This window comes from Corynebacterium sp. HMSC063G05, from assembly GCF_001810555.1.
In the GTDB taxonomy this organism is placed as follows: domain Bacteria; phylum Actinomycetota; class Actinomycetes; order Mycobacteriales; family Mycobacteriaceae; genus Corynebacterium; species Corynebacterium jeikeium_D.
Window position 1 is genome coordinate 20,923 of record NZ_KV801843.1, and the last position, 18,909, is coordinate 39,831.

Here is an 18,909-nt window from a genome sequence, read left to right on the forward strand (position 1 = left end):
TAGGGTAGGCAGGCATGGGCTCGTGGAAAACTCCCGACAGTGGTCTTACTCAACAGCAGGTCCAGCAACGCATCGAGTTGGGGCACGTCAACGAGCTGCCGCCAACATCCGGGCGCAGTGTGTGGGACATTATCCGTGCCAATGTGTTTACCCGGATTAACGGTATTCTCGCTGTTTTAGTCGCAGTCGTGCTCTATACCGGCTCAATCGTCAACGGTGCCTTTGGTCTGCTGATTATCGCCAACTCTATCGTCGGCATCATCCAAGAACTGCGTGCCAAGCGCACACTGGACAAGCTTTCCATTGTCGGCCGTGCAAAACCCATGGTCATTCGCGACGGGGAGCCTGCTCGCGAGATCGACCGCGAGTCCGTCGTCCTCGACGATCTCATCGAGGTTGGTCCCGGTGACCAAATCGTCGTTGACGGTATTCTCCGCTACGCCTCTGACGTGGCTGTCGATGAGTCCTCTCTCACCGGTGAATCCGATGCCGTCGATAAGAGCGTTGGGGACATGGTCTACTCGGGTTCCTCGGTCGTGGTGGGGTCGGCGCGATATCAGGCCACCAAAGTGGGCAAGGAGGCTTACGCCGCCAAGCTCGCAGCTGAGGCCAACAAATTCACGCTGACTGATTCCCAGCTCTTCCGCGGCATCAACAAGATCCTGACCTACATTTCCTGGATTCTCATTCCCGTCGGCGCCCTGGCAATCTATACGCAGCTCTTTGTCGCCGGCGATGATTTCAACGATGCGCTGCTGGGGATGGTCGCCACGCTGGTGCCCATGGTCCCTGAGGGGCTTGTCCTCATGACCACCATCGCATTTGCCCTTGGGGTGGTGCGCTTGGGGCGACATCGAGTGCTGGTCAATGAGTTGCCCGCCATCGAAGGTCTCGCGCGTGTCGACACCGTGTGTGTCGACAAAACTGGCACGCTCACCGAAAATGCGATGCAGCTAGTGGAAGTCGACATCGTATCGGGTGACGGTACCTCCCGCGATGAGGTCGACTCCGCACTCATCGATCTGTGCAAGCTCGACGATCGTCCCAACGCAACGGCTCGTGCACTGCTCGATGGGCTTGCGGACGCAGGGGACGTCGTAAAGCATGAACAAGCCAGAACCCGCCCCTTTGCCTCGGCGAATAAGTGGTCGGCGCTGACGTATCACGGCGGTGCGACGTGGGTTTTCGGCGCGCCCGATGTGCTTGTCGACGACTCCGCGGTCGGCATGCAGAAAGCTCGGCAGCTTATGGAGGAAGGACTTCGTGTGCTCCTGCTCGCGCGGACATCAGTTGGGGCAGATGACCTGCCCGGCGGTGCGCTGCGGAAGAGTGGCGAGGTGGAGTTGGAGCCAGTCGCACTTGTCGTGCTGGGGCAGAAGGTGCGTTCAGATGCGGCGGACACGGTGGCCTACTTCTATGAAGAAGGCGTCGAGGTCAAGGTCATTTCTGGTGACAATGACCGCTCCGTGGGGGCTGTTGCACGTGAGCTGGAAATGGAGGGGGCTAACAATCCTGTCGATGCGTCTGAGCTTCCGGTCAGCCGCGATGAGAATAGCGAAGCCAAGCCCACCGAGATCCGCAACGAGTTCGCAGACATTGTGGAGTCGCGGCAGATCTTCGGCCGTGTCACGGCCGAGAATAAGCGCGATATGGTTCATGCGCTGCAGTCGCGGGGGCATCATGTGGCGATGACCGGTGATGGTGTCAATGATGTGCTGGCGCTAAAAGCGGCGAACCTGGGCGTGGCTATGGGCGATGGGGCGCCGGCGACACGTTCGGTTGCGCAGTTGGTGCTGTTGGATAATCGCTTCGCCGTGATGCCGATGATTGTGGCGGAGGGGCGTCGCGTCATTGGCAATATCGAGCGCGTGGCCAACCTCTTTTTGACGAAGACCATCTACTCGGTGGTGCTGGCGCTGGCTGTGGGGCTGTGGGGGATGGATTATCCATTCGAGCCGATTCATGTGACCATTACGGGATGGTTCACGATTGGAATCCCGGCCTTCGTGCTGTCGTTGGCTCCTAACTTGGAGCGTGCGCGCGATGGTTTCGTACGGCGCGTGTTGCGCTTAGCGATACCGGCGGGCATCACGGTGGGGTTGTTGACCTTCATGTTTTGGTTGTGGGCAAACCCGGGAGTCGACGCCAGCGATGCGGCACGAGGGGAGGCGTCTACTGCGACCCTCATTGTGCTGATTGTTTCGGCATTTTGGGTTTTGGTGGTCGTGGCTAGGCCATACACCTGGTGGAAGGTTCTGTTGCTGGCGGTATCGGCAGGAGCCTACCTGTTCATCTTCTCGGTTCGTTCAGTGGCCACAGTGCTTAATCTGTACTGGGTAGGGCGGGAGCTGTTGATTCCCGCGCTGATTGTGGGAGCCATCGGTGCGGGCATTATCGAAGCGCTGTGGTGGTGGCGTCAGAGTAAGCCATTGCCGGAAGAAGCGGAGAACACGAGTACAACGGCGTAAATGGGGGTAGTAAAAACGGCGCCTAAGTATGCAGGTAATGGCGTTTTTGGGGGTGCCTTAAGGCTCGCTGAGAAGTAGTTAGCCGCATTTAACTTCTTTGCTAACTGTGTTCCAGGTAACTTTGTTTCCACACATAATGAAAAATGTGGTGCATGGCACACCCTCGGGGTGGCTGTGCTGGACCTCATTACGAACACCTGCATAACTTCCTGGAAAGGATTAGCCCGTGTCCGCAACTCCCTTGCCGGCAGACCGGCATAAGCCACAGGCGGCCGAGTACCGCTACGTGCAAAACTCAGCGCAGTTCCAAGAGCTCCGCTCTACATTCCGTTCTTTCGCCATCCCGATGACCGTCGCAGGTCTGGTGTGGTACATCGCATTCGTTCTGTTTGCGACGTTCGCGCCAGACCTCATGGCGACTCCCGTACTAGGCAATATCAACCTGGGCATCGTCCTTGGTCTGCTTCAGTTCGTGACCACCTTCGCCATCACCTGGGTGTACATCAACTTCGCCAACAAGAAGCTCGAGCCGATGCAGGCAGAGCTGCGCGAGGCACTGGAAAGCGGAGAAATCGCTGAAATCGTCGCAAAGAAGGAGGCATAGGCATGCTGACTAGTTTCTTTGCTGCAGATGACACTGCAGCAGCAGGTAACCCGATTCTCAACATCGCGGTCTTCGTCGCCTTCATTGTTGCGACCATGTTCATCGTTACTCGAGTGGGCAAGGGCGGAAACAAGGGAGCATCAGACTTTTACACCGGTGGCGCACAGTTCTCCGGTACCCAAAACGGTCTTGCCATTGCGGGTGACTACCTCTCGGCGGCTTCCTTCCTCGGTATCGTCGGCGCCATCGCGCTGACTGGTTACGACGGATTCCTTTACTCCATCGGCTTCTTCGTAGCCTGGCTGGTCGCGCTGCTGTTGGTTGCAGAGCCGCTGCGAAACGTCGGTAAGTTCACCATGGCCGACGTGCTGTCCTTCCGTCTTAAGCAGCGCCCGGTACGTACTGCGGCTGCTATCTCGACCCTCGCGGTGACCCTGTTCTACCTCATCGCGCAGATGGCCGGTGCAGGTTCCCTGGTCGCCGTGCTGCTCAACATCCACGACTCCACTCAGCAGTCCATCGTTGTCGCAGTCGTCGGCATCATCATGGTTGCCTACGTCCTCATCGGTGGTATGAAGGGCACGACTTACGTGCAGATGATTAAGGCCGTCCTGCTGGTCGGTGCTGTCATCATCATGACCCTGATCATCCTGGTTGGCGTTAAGGGCAACTTCTCCCAGCTCCTGCAGGACGCAGTGGACATGCACGCAAGCTCGGATTACATCGCCGAGAAGGGCTACGAAGCCTCCGCCATTCTTGAGCCGGGTCTGAAGTACGGCGGCTCCTTCGTCCAGCAGCTGGACTTCATCTCTCTGGGCCTGGCACTGGTCCTCGGTGTTGCTGGTCTGCCACACGTGCTCATGCGCTTCTACACGGTGCCGACCGCAAAGGAAGCTCGTAAGTCCGTGACTTGGGCAATCATCCTCATCGGTGGTTTCTACCTGCTGACCCTGGTGCTCGGCTACGGTGCTGCTGCACTCGTCGGCCCGGACCGCATCATGGCCGCGCCGGGCGGGGCCAACGCTGCAGCTCCGCTGCTGGCCTTCGAAATCGGTGGCTCCATCTTCATGGCTGTGATTTCCGCAGTGGCGTTCGCTACCGTGCTGGCCGTGGTCGCTGGTCTGGCAATTACCGCTTCCGCGTCTGTCGGCCAGGACCTCTACCAGGCCGTGATTCGCAAGGGACAGGCCACGGAAGCCGAGCAGGTTCGTGTCTCCCGCATTACCGTTATCGTGCTGGGTGTTGTCGCCATTATCCTCGGCATCCTGGCCATGGGGCAGAACGTCGCCTTCCTGGTGTCGCTGGCCTTCGCAGTGGCAGCATCCGCAAACGTGCCGACCATCCTGATGTCCCTGTTCTGGAAGCGCTTCAACACCGCAGGCGCAGTTGCCTCCATGTACACCGGTGTCATCGCCTCGCTGGTTCTGATTATCTTCTCCCCGGCAGTCTCCGGCGCTGAGTCCTCGATGATTCCGTCCGTTGACTTCTCCTGGTTCCCGCTGACCTCGCCGGGTCTGCTCGCAATCCCGCTGGCGTTCCTGGCTGGCATCATCGCCACCTACATGGGTAAGCCGGATAACTTCGATGACCTGGCAGCTGAGATGGAAGTTCGCTCCCTGACCGGTGTTGGTACCGAGGCTGCGGTTGATCACTAATAACCACTGAGCCTTTGGCTGGCAACGCTGCCCGAACAGCTCGGCCAAACTCAATTAACTGAATAGACAAATGCAAAAGCCCCGTTATCGTCACTGGTAGCGGGGCCTTTGTGGTGGGCGCGGGGTCGTCGTCAAGCATGTGCGAATCAGTGCATGATAGTTAATGGACGGGCCTGTTGCCCTGGCTCCGCAGGGGCTCGCGGAAGCGAGCGCGGAGTCTTAGATATAAGGTGGGAAGGTAACAATCTGGTTTGCCCCACCGCAATAATTGGAGTGTGTATGACTGACAATTCTGGCGCTTCTGAGAACAACAATTCTTTCCGTAGCGCCCTGCATGATGAGCACGTAAGCCTTGGCGCAGAAATGCGCAATGTTGGTGGCTACGAAGTGCCGTTCCGCTACTCTTCGGAAATTGCAGAGCACAACGCAGTGCGTGAGGCCGTTGGTGTTTTCGACCTGTCGCTGATGGGTATCATCCGCGTCACTGGTGAGGATGCGGCGGCGTTCCTTGCACACTCCCTGATTTCGGCAATCAAGCCGCTGGCGTTGGGTCGTGCCAAGTACACCATGATTGTGCAGGAAGACGGCGGCATTATTGATGACCTCATCATTTACCGCCTCGGTAGTCACGAATTCATGCTGGTGCAGAATGCCGCAGCCGCTGAAGATGTGTACTCGACGCTGCGCGAGCGCGTTGGTGGCTACAACGTCGAGGTTGAGCGCATGAATGACAAGAATGTGCTCCTGGCCATTCAAGGGCCGAAGGCTGCGAAGCTTCTGCGCCGTCTGTTGCCACAGGATCTGCACGCGACTCTCGATGGCATGAACTACTACTCTTGCACTCTGCTCGAGGTCGCAGGTGTGGAAATGATTGTTGCCCGAACCGGCTACACCGGTGAGGACGGCTTCGAGATCTTCCCGCCGGCTGACCGCGCCGTCGAGGTCTGGCGTGCAATCATTGCAGCAGGTGGCAAGGTGGAAAACCCGGAGGATCCGGCTGACAACGGCGCTGACCTCGGCCTGCTGCCGTGTGGTCTGGCCTGCCGCGACACCCTGCGTCTTGAGGCCGGTATGCCGCTCTATGGCTACGAGCTGACTCGAGACCGCACTCCGCTGGAGGCCGGCTTGAAGTCCATCATGGGGCCGACCAAGGGGCAGTTTATTGGTCGCAATGCCCTGATTAACCGTCCTCAGTCGAAGGAGCTGCTGGTTGGTCTGCGTTTCTCCGGTGATGAAGCTCCCAAGCGTGGCACCAAGCTCATTGATGCGGAAGGTAACGAGGTTGGTGTGCTGACTTCCGCCAAGGTGTCGCCGACTTTGGGCCACCCAATCGGTTTTGCATACGTTCAGCGTTGGCAGTCCTCCACTGGCACTGAGCTGACCGTTGAAGGCGCCGACATTACCGCCACCGTCGTGCCGACGCCGTTCTACAACCGCCGTCACCGCAAGTAGGGGAGCGCGGGTGCTCCGCCGCATTGTGGCGGGCTCAGATCTGTTCAGGTTCGTCTCTTCGTATCTGTTGGGTAAATAAAAAATCCGCTGCAGTATTGTTGCAGCGGATTTTGGTTTTTAGGGCGAGCTAGCGCACCTTACCTAACGGAGCCCCGAGCCGACGAACCTCGCAGCCCGAGACGAACCTAGCGGAACAGGCCGGTGAGCCCATGATTATCTTCGCTTGGCTGCTCTTCCTGCTCCGATTCCGATTCTGTCGGCTCGCCGGAGGTTGTCGGAGTCGTTGAAGTATCGGGCGGCGTGGAAGTATCAGAGGTCGTCGAGCTCTCCGTTTCACTTGTCTCCGTTGTGCTCTCGCTCGGAGTCGTCGGCTCAGGTTCCTGAGGCAGTGGCTCAGTGGTCGTCGGAGTAGTGGAGATCCACATTTGCTGCGATGTCGGGTTCGCGGGGGTTTGCTGCAGCACCGTCCACACTTCCTGCTTGCCGACTTGTGCGCATTCAAGATTCTGGCCGTTGGCGCTCATTCGTATTTCGCCGGTCTGGTTCGGGCACAGCTGCCCGATGCGCGGCGTACCGCCTTCTCGAACCTTTGGTCCGGTCGTCGTCGGCGAACTCGTCGTCGACACCGTAGTAAGTTGGCTTGACGACGAGGTTTGCGTCGCGGCAACCTCCTCGCTTTCGCTGTTGGCACAGCTGGTGGCCGTGGCTGCGAAGGTGAGGAAGCAGCAGGCCAGCGCCAGCTGCCGGCGGTTCTTGCGCCGGACGGCAGTGAGTTTAGGGTGCTGTACGGCTGACAGCTGAGTTCGCGTATTCACATCCATCTCACTTTCTGGGCTTCTCGGGCCTGCGTCGCGTGGTTTAATTCTCGGCTTTCTGGGGCGGCGTCTCCTGAAAAACCACTGGGGGTGCCAGCTATAGGGGAACTTGCCAAGTTATTGGCAAGGTAGTTGCTGACACCCAATAGATAGGTTGATTCAACCGGCAACTATACAGTCAACTTTTCGATTTGCATACTGGATGCTTCTAATCGTGGCAGAACGGGTGCGGTAGGGAAAGGCAATTCGTCTGTGAAGTCATAAGTGGTTTTGATAGCGTGTGTTCCATGTATCGGCGCACCCCGAATCGATTCCCCGTAAAGAGTAATGCGGATTTGTTCGCTCGGCGCAGTGGCGCGTGGATACTGGATTCGTTCCTTGTAGGAATCTTTGTTGCCATCATTGTGGCACTTGGCAAACTTGCGTGGGAAGCAGCCATGGCGAACTGGGCGCTGCCGAGTCCGCCAGAGTTCAGGATTTTGTATGGTGTCATATTCCCAGCTGTCTTTTTCTTTGTGCGCGTGGTTGCAGAGGCTCGCGGTGAACAGACGTTTGGTAAAAGCGCATTTTTGCTACACGTTGTTCCAGCGCGGAAAGCAGACTCTGGGGCAACTCCGTTCGAAGTCGCTCAGCCAGAGGGAACATCGGAGCTCGAATCAGGAGACGATTCTTGGCACAGAGGTTGGCGGGCAGCGGTACGTAATTGTTACCTATTGTCGCTGATTTTCTTGCCTACGGGTTTTGAGCCAAACGTTGAACTGTTTTTTGGTGTCCTGATGATTTGGGTTGCTGTTTGCCGCTGGCACCCATTCGACTGGTTGGCAGGAAAACGCGTCGTTGTTGAAAGGCGTAGCGAGCGCTAACGTTCGAGCAAGCGTCAGGCCCTGGCTCTTTCCTCCTCGGCCTCAACCTCAGCGTTGAATTCTCGTTTAGAAGACTGCCACTGGTCTTCGGTCATACCGATACGCCAGTAGCCAGAAATGGAAACGTCTTTCTTCGGGATCTCAGATTCGACGAAGAGGAAGCGGCGCAATTCCTTGATCATCTCGGCGACACCGTGGATGAACCAGCTAGTTTTCTTACCTTCTGGAATGCCCGCCTCGCGCACTGCGCGGGATAGCTCTGTGCCGTGGGTTGCGCCGTTGCGGAGGACCCAATGGACTTCCACACCCTCTCGGGTTGGGAGCTCAAACTTCCGATCTTCGGACTCGATTTCGATGTATGCGGTTGCGGTCGTGCCTGCTGGGAGGTGCTTCAGTCCGGCGCTGATAGCTGGCGCTGCGGACTCGTCTCCGGCGAGTACAAAGTGTTCATATTCTGCTGCAGGTCCCCATGCGCCTCCTGGCCCTAAGAAGCCACGCTTGTCTCCGATTTCGGCTACGCGTGCCCACGGTCCAGCCAGGCCGGAATCGCCGTGGGTGACGAAGTCGACGTCAAAGTCGCCGGTTTCGGAGTCCACATTAATCAGAGTGTAGGTGCGGGTGATTGGCAGTTTGTCTCGCGGCTGTTCGGCGCGAATTTTCGCAATATCGAACGGCCAGGAGTAATCAGCGTCCTCTGGCACAAACAATAATTTGATGTAATGGTCGGTAAACTCCAGCTCCTTGCCCACAAATGCAGGCGAGTTCATGCTCAAACGAACAAGGTCTGGGGAAATCTGGCGACGTCCAGTAACTGTTGCCTCGTGTGCCTTACGGGGCTTACGCTTCGGTGCTGCTGCTTTAGCTAGGCCAGCCATAGTTGTCACTGTCCTTCAACAAGTCTTGGGCTGTTTTGTACTGGCGGAAGTCTACACGCCACGTGATTAGGTAAGCCTAACACAAGTGTTTCTGGAAATTGCTGGGTGATGCGTTCTCAGGAGGGGGCGTAGTGGCCGGTCGTGAGAAAAACAAAGAACCCTCGCGCCCTATATGTAAAAGGTCACGAGGGGAGGGTTTCAGAAAACTCCTCCACCAGCACCAACCCCACACCCTTGTCACCAGTGTTCCACGGCCTCGCCCAGAATGTTCCACGTCACCGCGCCCACCGGGCAAACCACGCCCCGCTTCGGCACCCGCTCCGATCCCCCCCGTTTCGCCAACCGTCGCGGAACCGCGCCAGGATCGTCAGTGCGCCCCTCGAAAAGGCAAGCAAACACCGGCAAAACGGGCACATCGCCCTGCATTCCGAGCAAGTCGGCCACGGACAAGCTTCGCTGGGGATCTTCGCGAACTTTGCACTACAACGCGAAGGCCCCATTCACGCCGAACTCAATCAGCATGAATGGGGTCTTCTAGCCAGCCGACTCCGTCAGGAGCCGGCCTTTTCGACTAAACCCGCTGGCGGATAGTTCCGCCAGGGTTCTCGTCGCCCCAACGTGTCGTAACGAAGCGACCCGTCGTTGCGGAGCGGGTCACGGTGCGATTGTTGCTAGTTCCCTTTCCAACCCTTTCGGTCGTGGTCTTGTTAGGCCACCGACCCTTAGCCGCGTTGGAAACGAACTTGCCGGTCTTTGCAGACCGGTTAACAGTGCGTCGAGCCATTGTCGACGTCCTCCTTCGGAGTCTGACGAGAGTGAGCGCGTTTCGTGCTTGAAACGCTGTCAACTCAGTTAGACTCGGTGTATCACGTCCAAGTGGTGACTGAGACTAACCTCTCGTCTCAACGGGGTCGAGCGCCAACTCGGCCCCGTTACTCAGTCTTAGGGGGCTAACGTGAGTATTTCCCCTTTTTACTGGTAGACGCACGTTTTTCGGCAAGTTTCCGCGCCATTGTTGCCGTCTGCTCCTTCGACACGTTGGCCCGCATTTGTCGTACCTCTTGGGTACCAAACGAAGAGCGCCCCAATGCCTCCTTGTAACGGTTCGTCATGCCACGCCTCCTTCGTTCCTATGTTTTCGCGCCTTCGCTCGCACCCGTTCCAGTGCTTTGTTTACACTGTTGGGAAACGTCCCGAGCCTGTTCGCAATTTCCTTCGCTGAAAGCCCTTCGGCATGCAGGCGCGCTACTTCCAACTCTTTGTCCGAGAGCAACCCGGCTACACGGCGCAGTTCGTCATCGAGTTCAAACTGAGCCTCCAACGGCATGTCGCGAGAAGGCAGTTTGAGTAATTCATCTTCCTCTACCTCTTGGATATAGCGTGCAGCCCTCTTGAGTGCTCTGGCGCGTTGTTCCAGCACCTTGCATGCCTCCTTGAGGCACCTGCCGACGAAGAAAGTTTTCAAACTTGCCCCGCCAGTCGGTGACCACTTTCCTCCAACAAGCGCGTCTTCCCGAAACCCCAGGACAGATTGCACGACGATGTCTTGCGCAATCTCCTCTGCTTCATCTGGGGTAAGGAGGTCTAAACGGACATCCTCGTCCTTGGGGACGAATTTCAGTTTCTCGCGGCATTTGGAAAGCAGTTCTTTCGTCAGAATCCACTTCCTGATACAAGCGAACCCGTACCCCATGAGTTCGATCTCGAAATCGTCGTAGTCCCTGCCTTGGAAGCCTTGCTCTCGTAGAATTTCATAGAGCTCTCGGTCGCCCGCAAGGCGCTCTGATTCTTCCCTCGGCTTAGTGGACTTCACCCATGCAGCGGTGGTCTTGCGCTTGCGCCGTCCTGCGTTGCGAAACCTGTCTAGGTCGCTCACGACCCTCCCTAACGTTCTTGAAGCAGAGTTTATCTGCTGGATAGCCCCCTGGCTAGGACTACGTCGCGGATCTAAAGAAGCCCGGGCAGATAGGGTTTCTTCGAAACGTGCAACGTGAAGAACTGTCCAATAGGAGAGAAAATGGCGGGGTACGACTACAAGTAACGGTCGTTTCGTGGACCTCTAGGCTCACCTGGCTTATGAATGACTAGTCGATTGGCGCGACCCGAACGCGATTCCCGTCAGGATCAGCAACGACGAAAGTCGTGCCAAATACGTCCTCGTGCGGCTCTTCGATGATGCGAACACCCTTCGCCACCCAGGCGTCGTAAGTTTCCTGCACCTGCTCTGCCGTGACATTCAGACAAACTTCCGAAGTACGTACTGGTTCGCCCACCAGAGTTGATGACTCTCCCGTCCACAAGGCCAGGGCAACACCTTCCGCTAACCCGAACGTGACGTAACGCGGTGTTTCAAAAGTCGTTTCGATTTCGAGCAAAGCCCTGTAGAAGTCAACCGATTTCTGGATGTCGCTGACGTAGACGATGAAAACCAATTCGCGGTTCATTCTTCCTCCAAACTCAAGATTGCTCTGTCCACGTTACCTGGGCCGTCGGTGGACCCATAGGAACCTGCGTTTCGGACATCAGTATACCATCGGCGCCCCAATCCGTTCTGAGGAAGTCGGACTGAGCAGCACAAGTTCATTCACGGCTGCACAAAACTGGGTAACGGTGTATCGGATTATTCCATTTTACCGTTTCGAGACGACATGTCGTCTCATTACGGCACAGTGAATCACCCCCACTATTTTCTGCTGGTGTTTGCTTCTCCCCACGACACGGTGGAGGTATGCAAAACGAACTACGTATTTCCGTGGGCGATCTTTACCCCCGGCCACAGGCGAACCCCGAGGCCGACTTCGAGTCTGGCCATGGTCTCCAGCGACGGCCAAGTGTTTCCATTGAGGATGTCCGAGATAGTCGATGCGGCGACGTCGGACTTCTCAGCGACCCCCTTGACGCTTCGATAGCGGTTCCGCTCGCGGCGGAGGTTAATCACCATGGCCTGGATCATCTGGTGTTCAGGCGCGCTCACGTCCAGGCTGTCAGGCCAGCCGGGGTAAAGGCTGGCGGGGCTACCGGGCTTCGGTCTCACCATGCCTTAACCGTAGCGCCGGGGACATTGAACGTACTGCTAGGGGTAGTCGTAGCCGCCTTTGGACCGCAAGTGGGGTTTGCGAGCGTTTTGGTGCGGCCACAACGGCAACTCCAACACCGACTCCGCACTTGCCACTGTCTCAGTGCTCGGCCACGACGTGCCGGCCAGCCACCGGCGAAGGACCGCATGCCCTATACCCGAGCGCACCGCGAAGTCACTCTGCGAGCTTGCCCAACCCCGCTCGATATAGTGCTCGATCTCCTGTGCGAGCGACTGCCTCATCAACCACGCCTTCTTGTAGGTTGCGGGCAACTCTTCGGGGTCAACATTCGGCCACTCGGGGTAGGCGGTGGCCGGCGGGTCAAGAGTGCTCACGAGCGTAACCGTATCGCTTATCGAAGTACTTTCCGAGACGTGCAACGCTGCGGGGGTAGATCCCTCGCTCGAAAGTGGGGCGCTTGATGAGCCTCACGCCTGAACAACGAGCGAAGCTCGACTTCTCTATCGACAACTACAACCCGGTAATGGTCTCCAACAACGACTGGGCGCAGGTGGGACCCTTCGTCCGGTGGGCTACCGCTGAGTGCTTCGAATACCGCGACGAAACAGTCTTCTCACTCAAAGACGGTCCTCACCGCGGCCCTGACCGGGTCATGCGGGCGTTCACAACGGCAGCGGTAACGGCGCTGCATTCCGGGCGCGACGTCACGCCGGAAGAGGTGCTCTCAGACGCGAACATTCTGATCACGCTAGAGCAGCTCAAAGGCGGAACACGAGCCTCTGTCCGCTTCTTCCTTACGGCCGCCAGCGACATCATCCTCGGCGTGCGCCCCGACGTGCCAGGCAAAGAGCTTGAATACGCGATCCGAGAACCTTACGAGCAGAAAGACTTCGATGCCCTCTGGGGTTGGCTGGTCACGCAACCGACCCAACTACGGCGGGAACGGGCCATGCTGCTTGTGGCTATGTGCATGGGTGCAGGCCTCGGAAACGACGCTGCGCTGGTAAGAGCACGCGACGTAGAGGTCGATGACAACGGTGTTGTGTGGTTAAACGTCGAGCACTTCCGCGGGCCCTACTTCGCGCCAAAGGTGCCAATGGCTCGCACCTTCGCGAAAGACTTCATGTCCATTGTGGACAAGAAGTCGCGTCACACCGACGAGCCACTTCTCGGCTACGCCACCCGAAAGGACTACGCCACCGGCTACCTCAACAAAGGCCAATCCTTCCACGTCAACGCCTCTCGACTCAGGGCAACCTGGGCCGTCGAGATTATCGACAAAGCACCCTTCTTGGTCGCTTCGTCCGCGCTCGGCAAAAAGAGCTTTCCACGCTTCGTTGAGAGCCTGAAAAAGCGCGAACGCGACAAGTACACCCCACTTGACGGCCATCTCGACCTCTTGCTCGACCCCTTCGGTGACTGGCCGGCCTTTGCAGCCCGCAACGCGAAAGAGGTCTCTATTCGCGTCGGTATTGACGATGACGCTGAGGAAGAAACCCCAATGTCGAAAGCGGTAGCCGAATGGGGCGGCGAGCCGAAGTCAGAAGACGGGCCGGATGCGGACATCTCTCCCATGCAACGGGCTTTAACCGCGCTGCAAGGCGGCAACGGGGCGGAGTCGACTACCCGCCCGAGTGAGGAGAGCCCGGCGCTACATGCAGTTCCCGACCCGGAAGAACGAACCGGCGAGCGCAGCGATGGGGCAGAGAATCAAACTCGACGCCCCCAAAATAGCCTGGCCGACAACCGTACCCAGAAGTACGATTCGCGACCCCAAAAAGGTGGTAAAGGGGGTTGCAAATGACCTTTTCAATCGCTGTTTGTCGCGCTGTAGCACAGGCGATCAAGACGCTCTCTGCTGGTCGTTTGCGACCAACAAGCGCCTGGACAAATAGTCGTCGACGACCAACAATTGGGCTAACTCTTTCCACCACAGAGATAGCCCACGCAACCACCACCATGAACGTGGGCGGACAAGGAAGACTCGTTATGAGCTCCGCCAAAACGCCCAATGAAGTCATCGCGGCTTACCGACCCACCGTCATTTCCAAAGACCGTTGGCAGACAATTGCACCGTTCGTGCGCGAACAGGTCACATCCGCCGCTGACCCAAACTGGACACCCGACCAGACCCGCAACGCACTGCGAATCGTGACCCGGTTCGTTGACTATGCGTCCATCACAGGACGCCTACTGACCGTGGAGAGCGTGTTCATTGATTCTCTCGTCACCGCGTTCGTCCACCACGAACTCGACTACACCACCCACGTCAAAGGCTCAGCCCGAGCAACGTTGCGGGCAGTAGCGAAAGCGGTGAACCCCGACTTCGACGGGCCAAGAAACACCCCGGAGTACGGCACCGACAAGAAACTCGCGCCCTACACACCGCAGGACGTAGCAGCACTGCGGCAATGGGCCGCGGGTGAAACCACCCAAGAGCGGCGCGACCAAGCCGAACTGCTGCTCGCATTCGGTCTCGGCGCCGGTTTGCGGGCCTGTGAGGTTGCCACCCTTACTGACCAGGACGTCGAAGTCGACGAGCACGGTGTCGTGCTGCACCCGTCCGGGTACCGCGGAGCAAGCAAGCGCTTCGTCCCCGTCGAAACCGAATGGAGCGAGGCCATCATGCGAGCCGTTCGTAGCGCGAAGACTTCCGGGTCCTGGCTGTTCCGCCCGCGCCGGACGAGTGCGACAACAGGGGTTATCTCGCTGTTCACCAAGCGATCCGCCCACCCCGCGAACGCAGTTGACCTTGGGCGTGCCCGAACAACCTGGGTTGTCAACCAGGTTGCGAAGGGCGTTCCGGAGTCCGCGGTTTGCGAAGCAGCAGGATTAGCTGACCTCCAGCACTACAGAGCGTTCTTGCTGTCGAACGAACACACCACCGCTCGCGAAGCACGTTCCTTGCTGCACGGCGGTCCGAACCGGCTTACGGGACGAGGCCAGTTAACGGTGATCCGCGGCGGGGCTTAAGCCCTCAGACCCCCAACAACCGACACGTCAAACGCCCAGGTGAACACCTGGAGTGAGTCTTCTACTGCCAAAAACAACGACGAAAGGAGGTGAACCACCATGTCTGACCACCTCGACTCCAACTGGTACCGCGAGTATCTCGCCAAGCGTGGCGAGAAGGACGGCGACGCGAAAACCACCCGCTCAAAGAAGGAGTGGGACGAGGCTCTTACCGAGCTGACCCCCGAAGAGAAGAAGCAGCGCGAAAAGGAGGCCGACGACCGCGACTTCGTCTACCTAGAGTCCCCCAAAGAGGTGTTCAGCGTTGTCCGGCGAGCCTGGAAACTGGTGGAAACCTCCGGCGTTGTGGACTTGGTCCAGCGCTGGCGCGTCGAGGACGGTCTGCGCACTAACAAGGGCGGACGCAAGCGCATTGTGTCTATTCACGTTGCACTTACCCTGTGGGTGCTGCTCGCTATGCGCCGGAAGTCCCAGCACTTCCAGGAAATGGGACGAATTCTCGCGTTTGGGCTTACCCCTGCCATGTGGGACATGTTTAGTCTCAAAGAGATTCCTTTCGACCCGCGTTCCAAGCGTCAGCGACGCAAAGTCCGCAAGAAGTGGTCCTCGCGCGTCTGGGAAACCCTGTGGGTCGTGCGTCAAACAATGGAGCCGTACCCCGAAATTCGCCTCAAGAAGCGCTACACGGTCGGCGAGTGGTTCGACCTCGTCCCCGGAGGCGTGCTCGACGTTGATGACGACGAAGAGAAGAAGGCGTGGCGCGAGGTCCGCAAGAGCCGCGGTATTGAGTTTGCTAACCGTCTTATTTGGGCGAGCATTCAGCTCATGGACCCGGAGGTCTTCGCTGAGTGGGACGGCACCGTTGTAGTCGACGGCACTGCGCTAAAGGTAACGAACCGTGGCAACCCGTCGAAGAAGAAGCTCACCAGCAAAGACTTGCCCCTTGACGCTTTCCTGGCCTCGACGCCTACTGCCGGTTGGCATCACAAGGACTCTTTCTCGCACGATGGCGAAGAATTCGACGGTGACCGCGGTAAGTACTCCTGGGGCTTCGAACTGACACTGTCCGCCATGTCAGGCGAGGGCTTCGCCAAGCATGGTGGTCACCCCGGGCTTATTCTCGGACTCGGCTTCGACCGCCCTGCTGTCAACCCGTCGGCGCGCCTCTGGGAGTCAATTCAAAACCTCACCGAGCGCCCCGAAGTTCCCCGCGGCTACATGACTTTCGACCGGCTTTACCCAGAACAGAAACCGGAGAACCTGCACATTCCCCTGCGTGAAGAGGGATACGGACTCGTTTTCGACTACAAGGACAAGAAAGTCGGTTTCCAGCGCGAACTCGCCAACGGCGCGGTCCTCATTGACGGCAGATACTACTCGCCAGGAATTAAGGCGTTCCCGGACCTCGTCAACCCGCATGAAGAGTACAAAGCAACCAAGAACCGCGAGGTCTACCTCCACCGACTTGAGTTCCGCAAGCGTTTCGAACTTCCTCACAAGGGCACTACAAATGCCGGCGTTGAACGCCGTATGTGCCCTGTCCGCGCCAACGGCACCTCGCTAGCCTGCCCGCTCGTGCCGCGATCCAAAGAGGGCTCGACTGCCAAGGTGCAGATTCCGCTCGCGGTGAAGGAAGTACCGTCCAAGGAACGAGCGCCAAAGGTGTGCCGCCAGGCTTCTATTACCATTAACAACACCGCTGCCGACGGTGCCAAGTTCCGCCAGGATGGACCCGCTTACAAGACCCCAGAGTGGGAAGAGGTCTACGGCCAGCGAAACACCATTGAGTCGCGTAACGACAAACTCAAAAACGCCCGTGGTGTGGGTCTTGGCGACCAGACCAACCGACTCATGCGCGGCTGGGCCGGCCAATTGCTCGCGTCCGCAGTGAGTTGTGTCGCGGTTAATGTGCTCCTCCTCGCGTCCGACTCCGAGTGGTTCGACCATGAGCCGGACGAGCCGAAGCGCCACACCACCCGCTACACCCAAGACCGTGCATACAGCGCGAACACCCTGGCCGGTACCTTCCCGAACGCGCCACCGGTGGCCGCATAACCCGCTAGACCGCAGGGCTTCAATGAACGAAGACCCTCCGGTCCAACAGTCATGTTCGGAAACCTCAAAAGCCCCGGAATTGGTCGCGAAAGACTCGCTCCGGGGCTCATTTTCTTGGGAAAGCAGCCGGTTTCGGTAGAAAGTGGGAGCCGGAACCTCGAAAGGAGGCTCCGGCTCTGACACCGCGGGAGTTTTCTGAACACTTTCAAATAGTTTTCCGAAACCCCCGAGGGTATTTGTGCCCCAGAGAGGAATCGAACCTCCGACACCGGCTTTAGGAGAGCCGTGCTCTATCCACTGAGCTACTAGGGCAATCATCTTCCGGGTAAAACAGCCGTGAAAACACATTCTCGGCGGCCGGAAAATTACTTCATCACTTTAACGCATCTGCGAGCTCTAGTGGCAATTGGGTCCTCGACCTGACACGCAAACATGCAGGAAGCTCGCTATTACCCCCATGTGCTTTTGTGCTCGGCGGTGCCGCCCGGAATCTGGCTAACATGGTTTATAACGAGCGACTTTCTTGCGCTTGCGGTCGCAACAGCGCTACTTATTTTCCGGTCGCTGTTTTGGAGGAGGATGACAATATGATTAAGCCAACTTTCACGGATGTCAACGGTGTCAAGATTAAGTGCTCCATGACCACGGACTCGGACAAGCCGCACCTTTTGGTTTCGCGCATGGAAGATGATGGCTCTTTGACTCCGATTCTGGAGATGAACGTGTACGACTCCAAGTACATGGCCAACGCTTGCGAGATTTACTTGAAGCAGGCCGCTTCGGCTAACCTCCAGGGTTCGATGGCTGGCCTGTCTCCAGATGAGATGGCTGAACAGTTCGGTTACGAGGGAGATCCGACCAATCACTAGTCGAAACGACGCCGCCCGCACTCAGGCCGAGAGCCCTGTATACAGCGGATATGTCGATGTAGACGTCATCGGAATCGGCGCCGGTAGTCCGAGCCACATTACGCTCGAGGCTATCGGCGCTCTTGCTGATGTCGACGTAGTTTTTGCTCTCGACAAGGGTGATGCCAAAGCGGACTTGTTGGCTGCGCGACAGGCGATCGTCGATAAGCATGCGCCGCATGTCGAACTCGTTACCGTTCCCGACCCGCCACGTGACCGCACGCCCGATAACTACGGCGCAGTCGTCCGTGGCTGGCATCAGCGCCGTGCAGAGCTGCTTGCCGACGCCTTCGTCGCTCACCTCGGACGAGAGGGCAAGCGCCGCGGTGCGTTCTTGGTCTGGGGTGACCCCTCCTTGTACGACTCAACATTGCGGATTTTGCAGCGCGTCCGCGACCTTGGGCTGGACGTGCGATCGCGAGTTATCCCCAGTGTGACGGCGATTTCCGCGCTGACCGCAGCACATGGAGAGTGCCTGAACCAGATTGGTAAACCGGTATTGATTACCACTGGTCGGCGCCTGGGGGAGCGTGCGCCTGGCATGGATGCGGTGGTGATGCTCGATGGCGGTGCAGCCTGGCTCGAGCACGCGGACCCGGAGGAAGAGATTCTCTGGGGTGCATTCCTGGGAACGGAGCTGGAGACGCTCCGCCGCGGCCGCGTTGGTGACATCGGCGAAGAGATTGCAGAGCTGAAAAAGAAGCTACGCGCGGAGCACGGTTGGATTATGGATATCTACCTGCTGCGTTCCGGCGCCTAGGACTGAGCAGTCGCAGCCGTGCCAGCTCGGCTAGCTGACCTTCTTGCCCAAGAAGCCCTCTGCCCATCGGTGGAGGGCTTTTTCGGCGGCTTCGACGCCGTCGGCGACGGTTACCTTGGTGAGGACCTGATCGTCGTTAGGCAACACGCGTGCGGGATCGCCTGCGGGACGGACGGTGATGCTGACGTGGTCGGCATTGATGACCTCGACGGTTGCTAGTGCGAGCATCTCGACGTTCGTCTGCTCAGCAACCGCAAAGCGGTAGGCGGTGTCGTTTTCCCACTCGGTGGTGGAGTTCCGAAGGAACTCGGCGACGGAGTCAGGGGCCAATTCTGTGAGTAATTGGGTTGCGACCGGGGCGTCATCGACGCGGGAATCGTGGCGCAGCGGACGGCAGTAGAAGCGGCCGGCATTTACTTCCATGGGTTCCATACCGTCCACTC

General features: G+C 58.2%; 17 protein-coding genes and 1 tRNA gene. 10 read left to right on the forward strand and 8 right to left on the reverse strand.

From position 1 onward, the window contains the following. Positions 1-14: 14 nt before the first annotated feature. From HMPREF2751_RS02565 to gcvT, 4 genes are all read left to right on the forward strand, one after another. On the forward strand, positions 15-2,468 hold the full coding sequence (locus tag HMPREF2751_RS02565; protein ID WP_070595320.1) for an HAD-IC family P-type ATPase: 2,454 nt from the start codon (positions 15-17) through the stop codon (positions 2,466-2,468). A gap of 226 nt (positions 2,469-2,694) precedes the next feature. Then, entirely contained in the window at positions 2,695-3,072 is a 378-nt protein-coding gene (locus HMPREF2751_RS02570; RefSeq protein ID WP_016423298.1) for a DUF485 domain-containing protein, read from the forward strand. A 2-nt stretch (positions 3,073-3,074) separates the two neighbouring features. Further along, the gene (locus HMPREF2751_RS02575; protein ID WP_070549884.1) at positions 3,075-4,727 is read left to right on the forward strand and encodes a solute symporter family protein; all 1,653 of its coding nucleotides are present in this window, start codon (positions 3,075-3,077) and stop codon (positions 4,725-4,727) included. Between the two features lie 279 nt (positions 4,728-5,006). After that, positions 5,007-6,179 carry a glycine cleavage system aminomethyltransferase GcvT gene (gcvT, locus tag HMPREF2751_RS02580; protein WP_016423296.1) on the forward strand — a complete coding sequence of 391 codons (1,173 nt, stop codon included), beginning with the start codon at positions 5,007-5,009 and terminating at the stop codon, positions 6,177-6,179. 185 nt (positions 6,180-6,364) lie between these two features. Here gcvT and HMPREF2751_RS02585 read toward each other — a convergent pair whose 3' ends face one another. After that, positions 6,365-7,000, reverse strand: coding sequence for a hypothetical protein (locus HMPREF2751_RS02585; protein ID WP_070595321.1), 636 nt, complete (start codon positions 6,998-7,000; stop codon positions 6,365-6,367). 281 nt (positions 7,001-7,281) lie between these two features. Here HMPREF2751_RS02585 and HMPREF2751_RS02590 point away from each other — a divergent pair, with 281 nt between their 5' ends. Beyond that, positions 7,282-7,857, forward strand: coding sequence for an RDD family protein (locus HMPREF2751_RS02590; protein ID WP_016423294.1), 576 nt, complete (start codon positions 7,282-7,284; stop codon positions 7,855-7,857). A gap of 14 nt (positions 7,858-7,871) precedes the next feature. Here HMPREF2751_RS02590 and HMPREF2751_RS02595 read toward each other — a convergent pair whose 3' ends face one another. The 5 genes from HMPREF2751_RS02595 to HMPREF2751_RS02625 all read right to left on the reverse strand — a co-directional run bounded on the left by HMPREF2751_RS02595 (position 7,872) and on the right by HMPREF2751_RS02625 (position 12,144). After that, entirely contained in the window at positions 7,872-8,732 is an 861-nt protein-coding gene (locus HMPREF2751_RS02595) for a siderophore-interacting protein (protein ID WP_016423293.1), read from the reverse strand. A gap of 1,108 nt (positions 8,733-9,840) precedes the next feature. Beyond that, on the reverse strand, positions 9,841-10,608 hold the full coding sequence (locus HMPREF2751_RS02610) for a LuxR C-terminal-related transcriptional regulator (RefSeq protein ID WP_070595326.1): 768 nt from the start codon (positions 10,606-10,608) through the stop codon (positions 9,841-9,843). Positions 10,609-10,816: 208 nt separating this feature from the next. Then, positions 10,817-11,176 (reverse strand): VOC family protein, encoded by a 360-nt coding sequence (locus tag HMPREF2751_RS02615; RefSeq protein WP_070595330.1) that lies wholly within the window; start codon positions 11,174-11,176, stop codon positions 10,817-10,819. Between the two features lie 296 nt (positions 11,177-11,472). After that, the gene (locus tag HMPREF2751_RS02620; protein WP_083304392.1) at positions 11,473-11,769 is read right to left on the reverse strand and encodes a helix-turn-helix domain-containing protein; all 297 of its coding nucleotides are present in this window, start codon (positions 11,767-11,769) and stop codon (positions 11,473-11,475) included. Positions 11,770-11,805: 36 nt separating this feature from the next. Then, positions 11,806-12,144: a helix-turn-helix domain-containing protein gene (locus HMPREF2751_RS02625; protein ID WP_070595333.1), complete on the reverse strand. Its 339-nt coding sequence runs from the start codon at positions 12,142-12,144 to the stop codon at positions 11,806-11,808. Positions 12,145-12,230: 86 nt separating this feature from the next. Here HMPREF2751_RS02625 and HMPREF2751_RS02630 point away from each other — a divergent pair, with 86 nt between their 5' ends. From HMPREF2751_RS02630 to HMPREF2751_RS02640, 3 genes are all read left to right on the forward strand, one after another. Further along, the gene (locus tag HMPREF2751_RS02630; RefSeq protein WP_070595335.1) at positions 12,231-13,574 is read left to right on the forward strand and encodes a hypothetical protein; all 1,344 of its coding nucleotides are present in this window, start codon (positions 12,231-12,233) and stop codon (positions 13,572-13,574) included. A gap of 185 nt (positions 13,575-13,759) precedes the next feature. Next, positions 13,760-14,743, forward strand: a complete 984-nt coding sequence (locus tag HMPREF2751_RS02635) for a site-specific integrase (protein ID WP_070595337.1) — start codon at positions 13,760-13,762, stop codon at positions 14,741-14,743. A gap of 99 nt (positions 14,744-14,842) precedes the next feature. Beyond that, positions 14,843-16,798: a hypothetical protein gene (locus HMPREF2751_RS02640; protein WP_070595339.1), complete on the forward strand. Its 1,956-nt coding sequence runs from the start codon at positions 14,843-14,845 to the stop codon at positions 16,796-16,798. A gap of 239 nt (positions 16,799-17,037) precedes the next feature. On the opposite strand, the gene HMPREF2751_RS02645 is transcribed toward HMPREF2751_RS02640, so the two are convergent. Next, positions 17,038-17,110: transfer RNA gene (locus HMPREF2751_RS02645), tRNA-Arg, on the reverse strand. 275 nt (positions 17,111-17,385) lie between these two features. Between HMPREF2751_RS02645 and HMPREF2751_RS02650 the strand changes: the two genes are divergently transcribed. Continuing rightward, entirely contained in the window at positions 17,386-17,667 is a 282-nt protein-coding gene (locus tag HMPREF2751_RS02650; RefSeq protein ID WP_016423292.1) for a cg0963 family protein, read from the forward strand. Then, entirely contained in the window at positions 17,618-18,466 is an 849-nt protein-coding gene (cobF, locus tag HMPREF2751_RS02655; protein ID WP_070595341.1) for a precorrin-6A synthase (deacetylating), read from the forward strand. The genes HMPREF2751_RS02650 and cobF overlap by 50 nt, the downstream gene beginning before the upstream one ends. Before the next feature lie 30 nt (positions 18,467-18,496). Here the strand turns inward: cobF and HMPREF2751_RS02660 are convergent, their stop codons facing one another. Next, the gene (locus tag HMPREF2751_RS02660) at positions 18,497-18,898 is read right to left on the reverse strand and encodes a hypothetical protein (RefSeq protein ID WP_042388876.1); all 402 of its coding nucleotides are present in this window, start codon (positions 18,896-18,898) and stop codon (positions 18,497-18,499) included. Between the last annotated feature and the right edge of the window lie 11 nt (positions 18,899-18,909).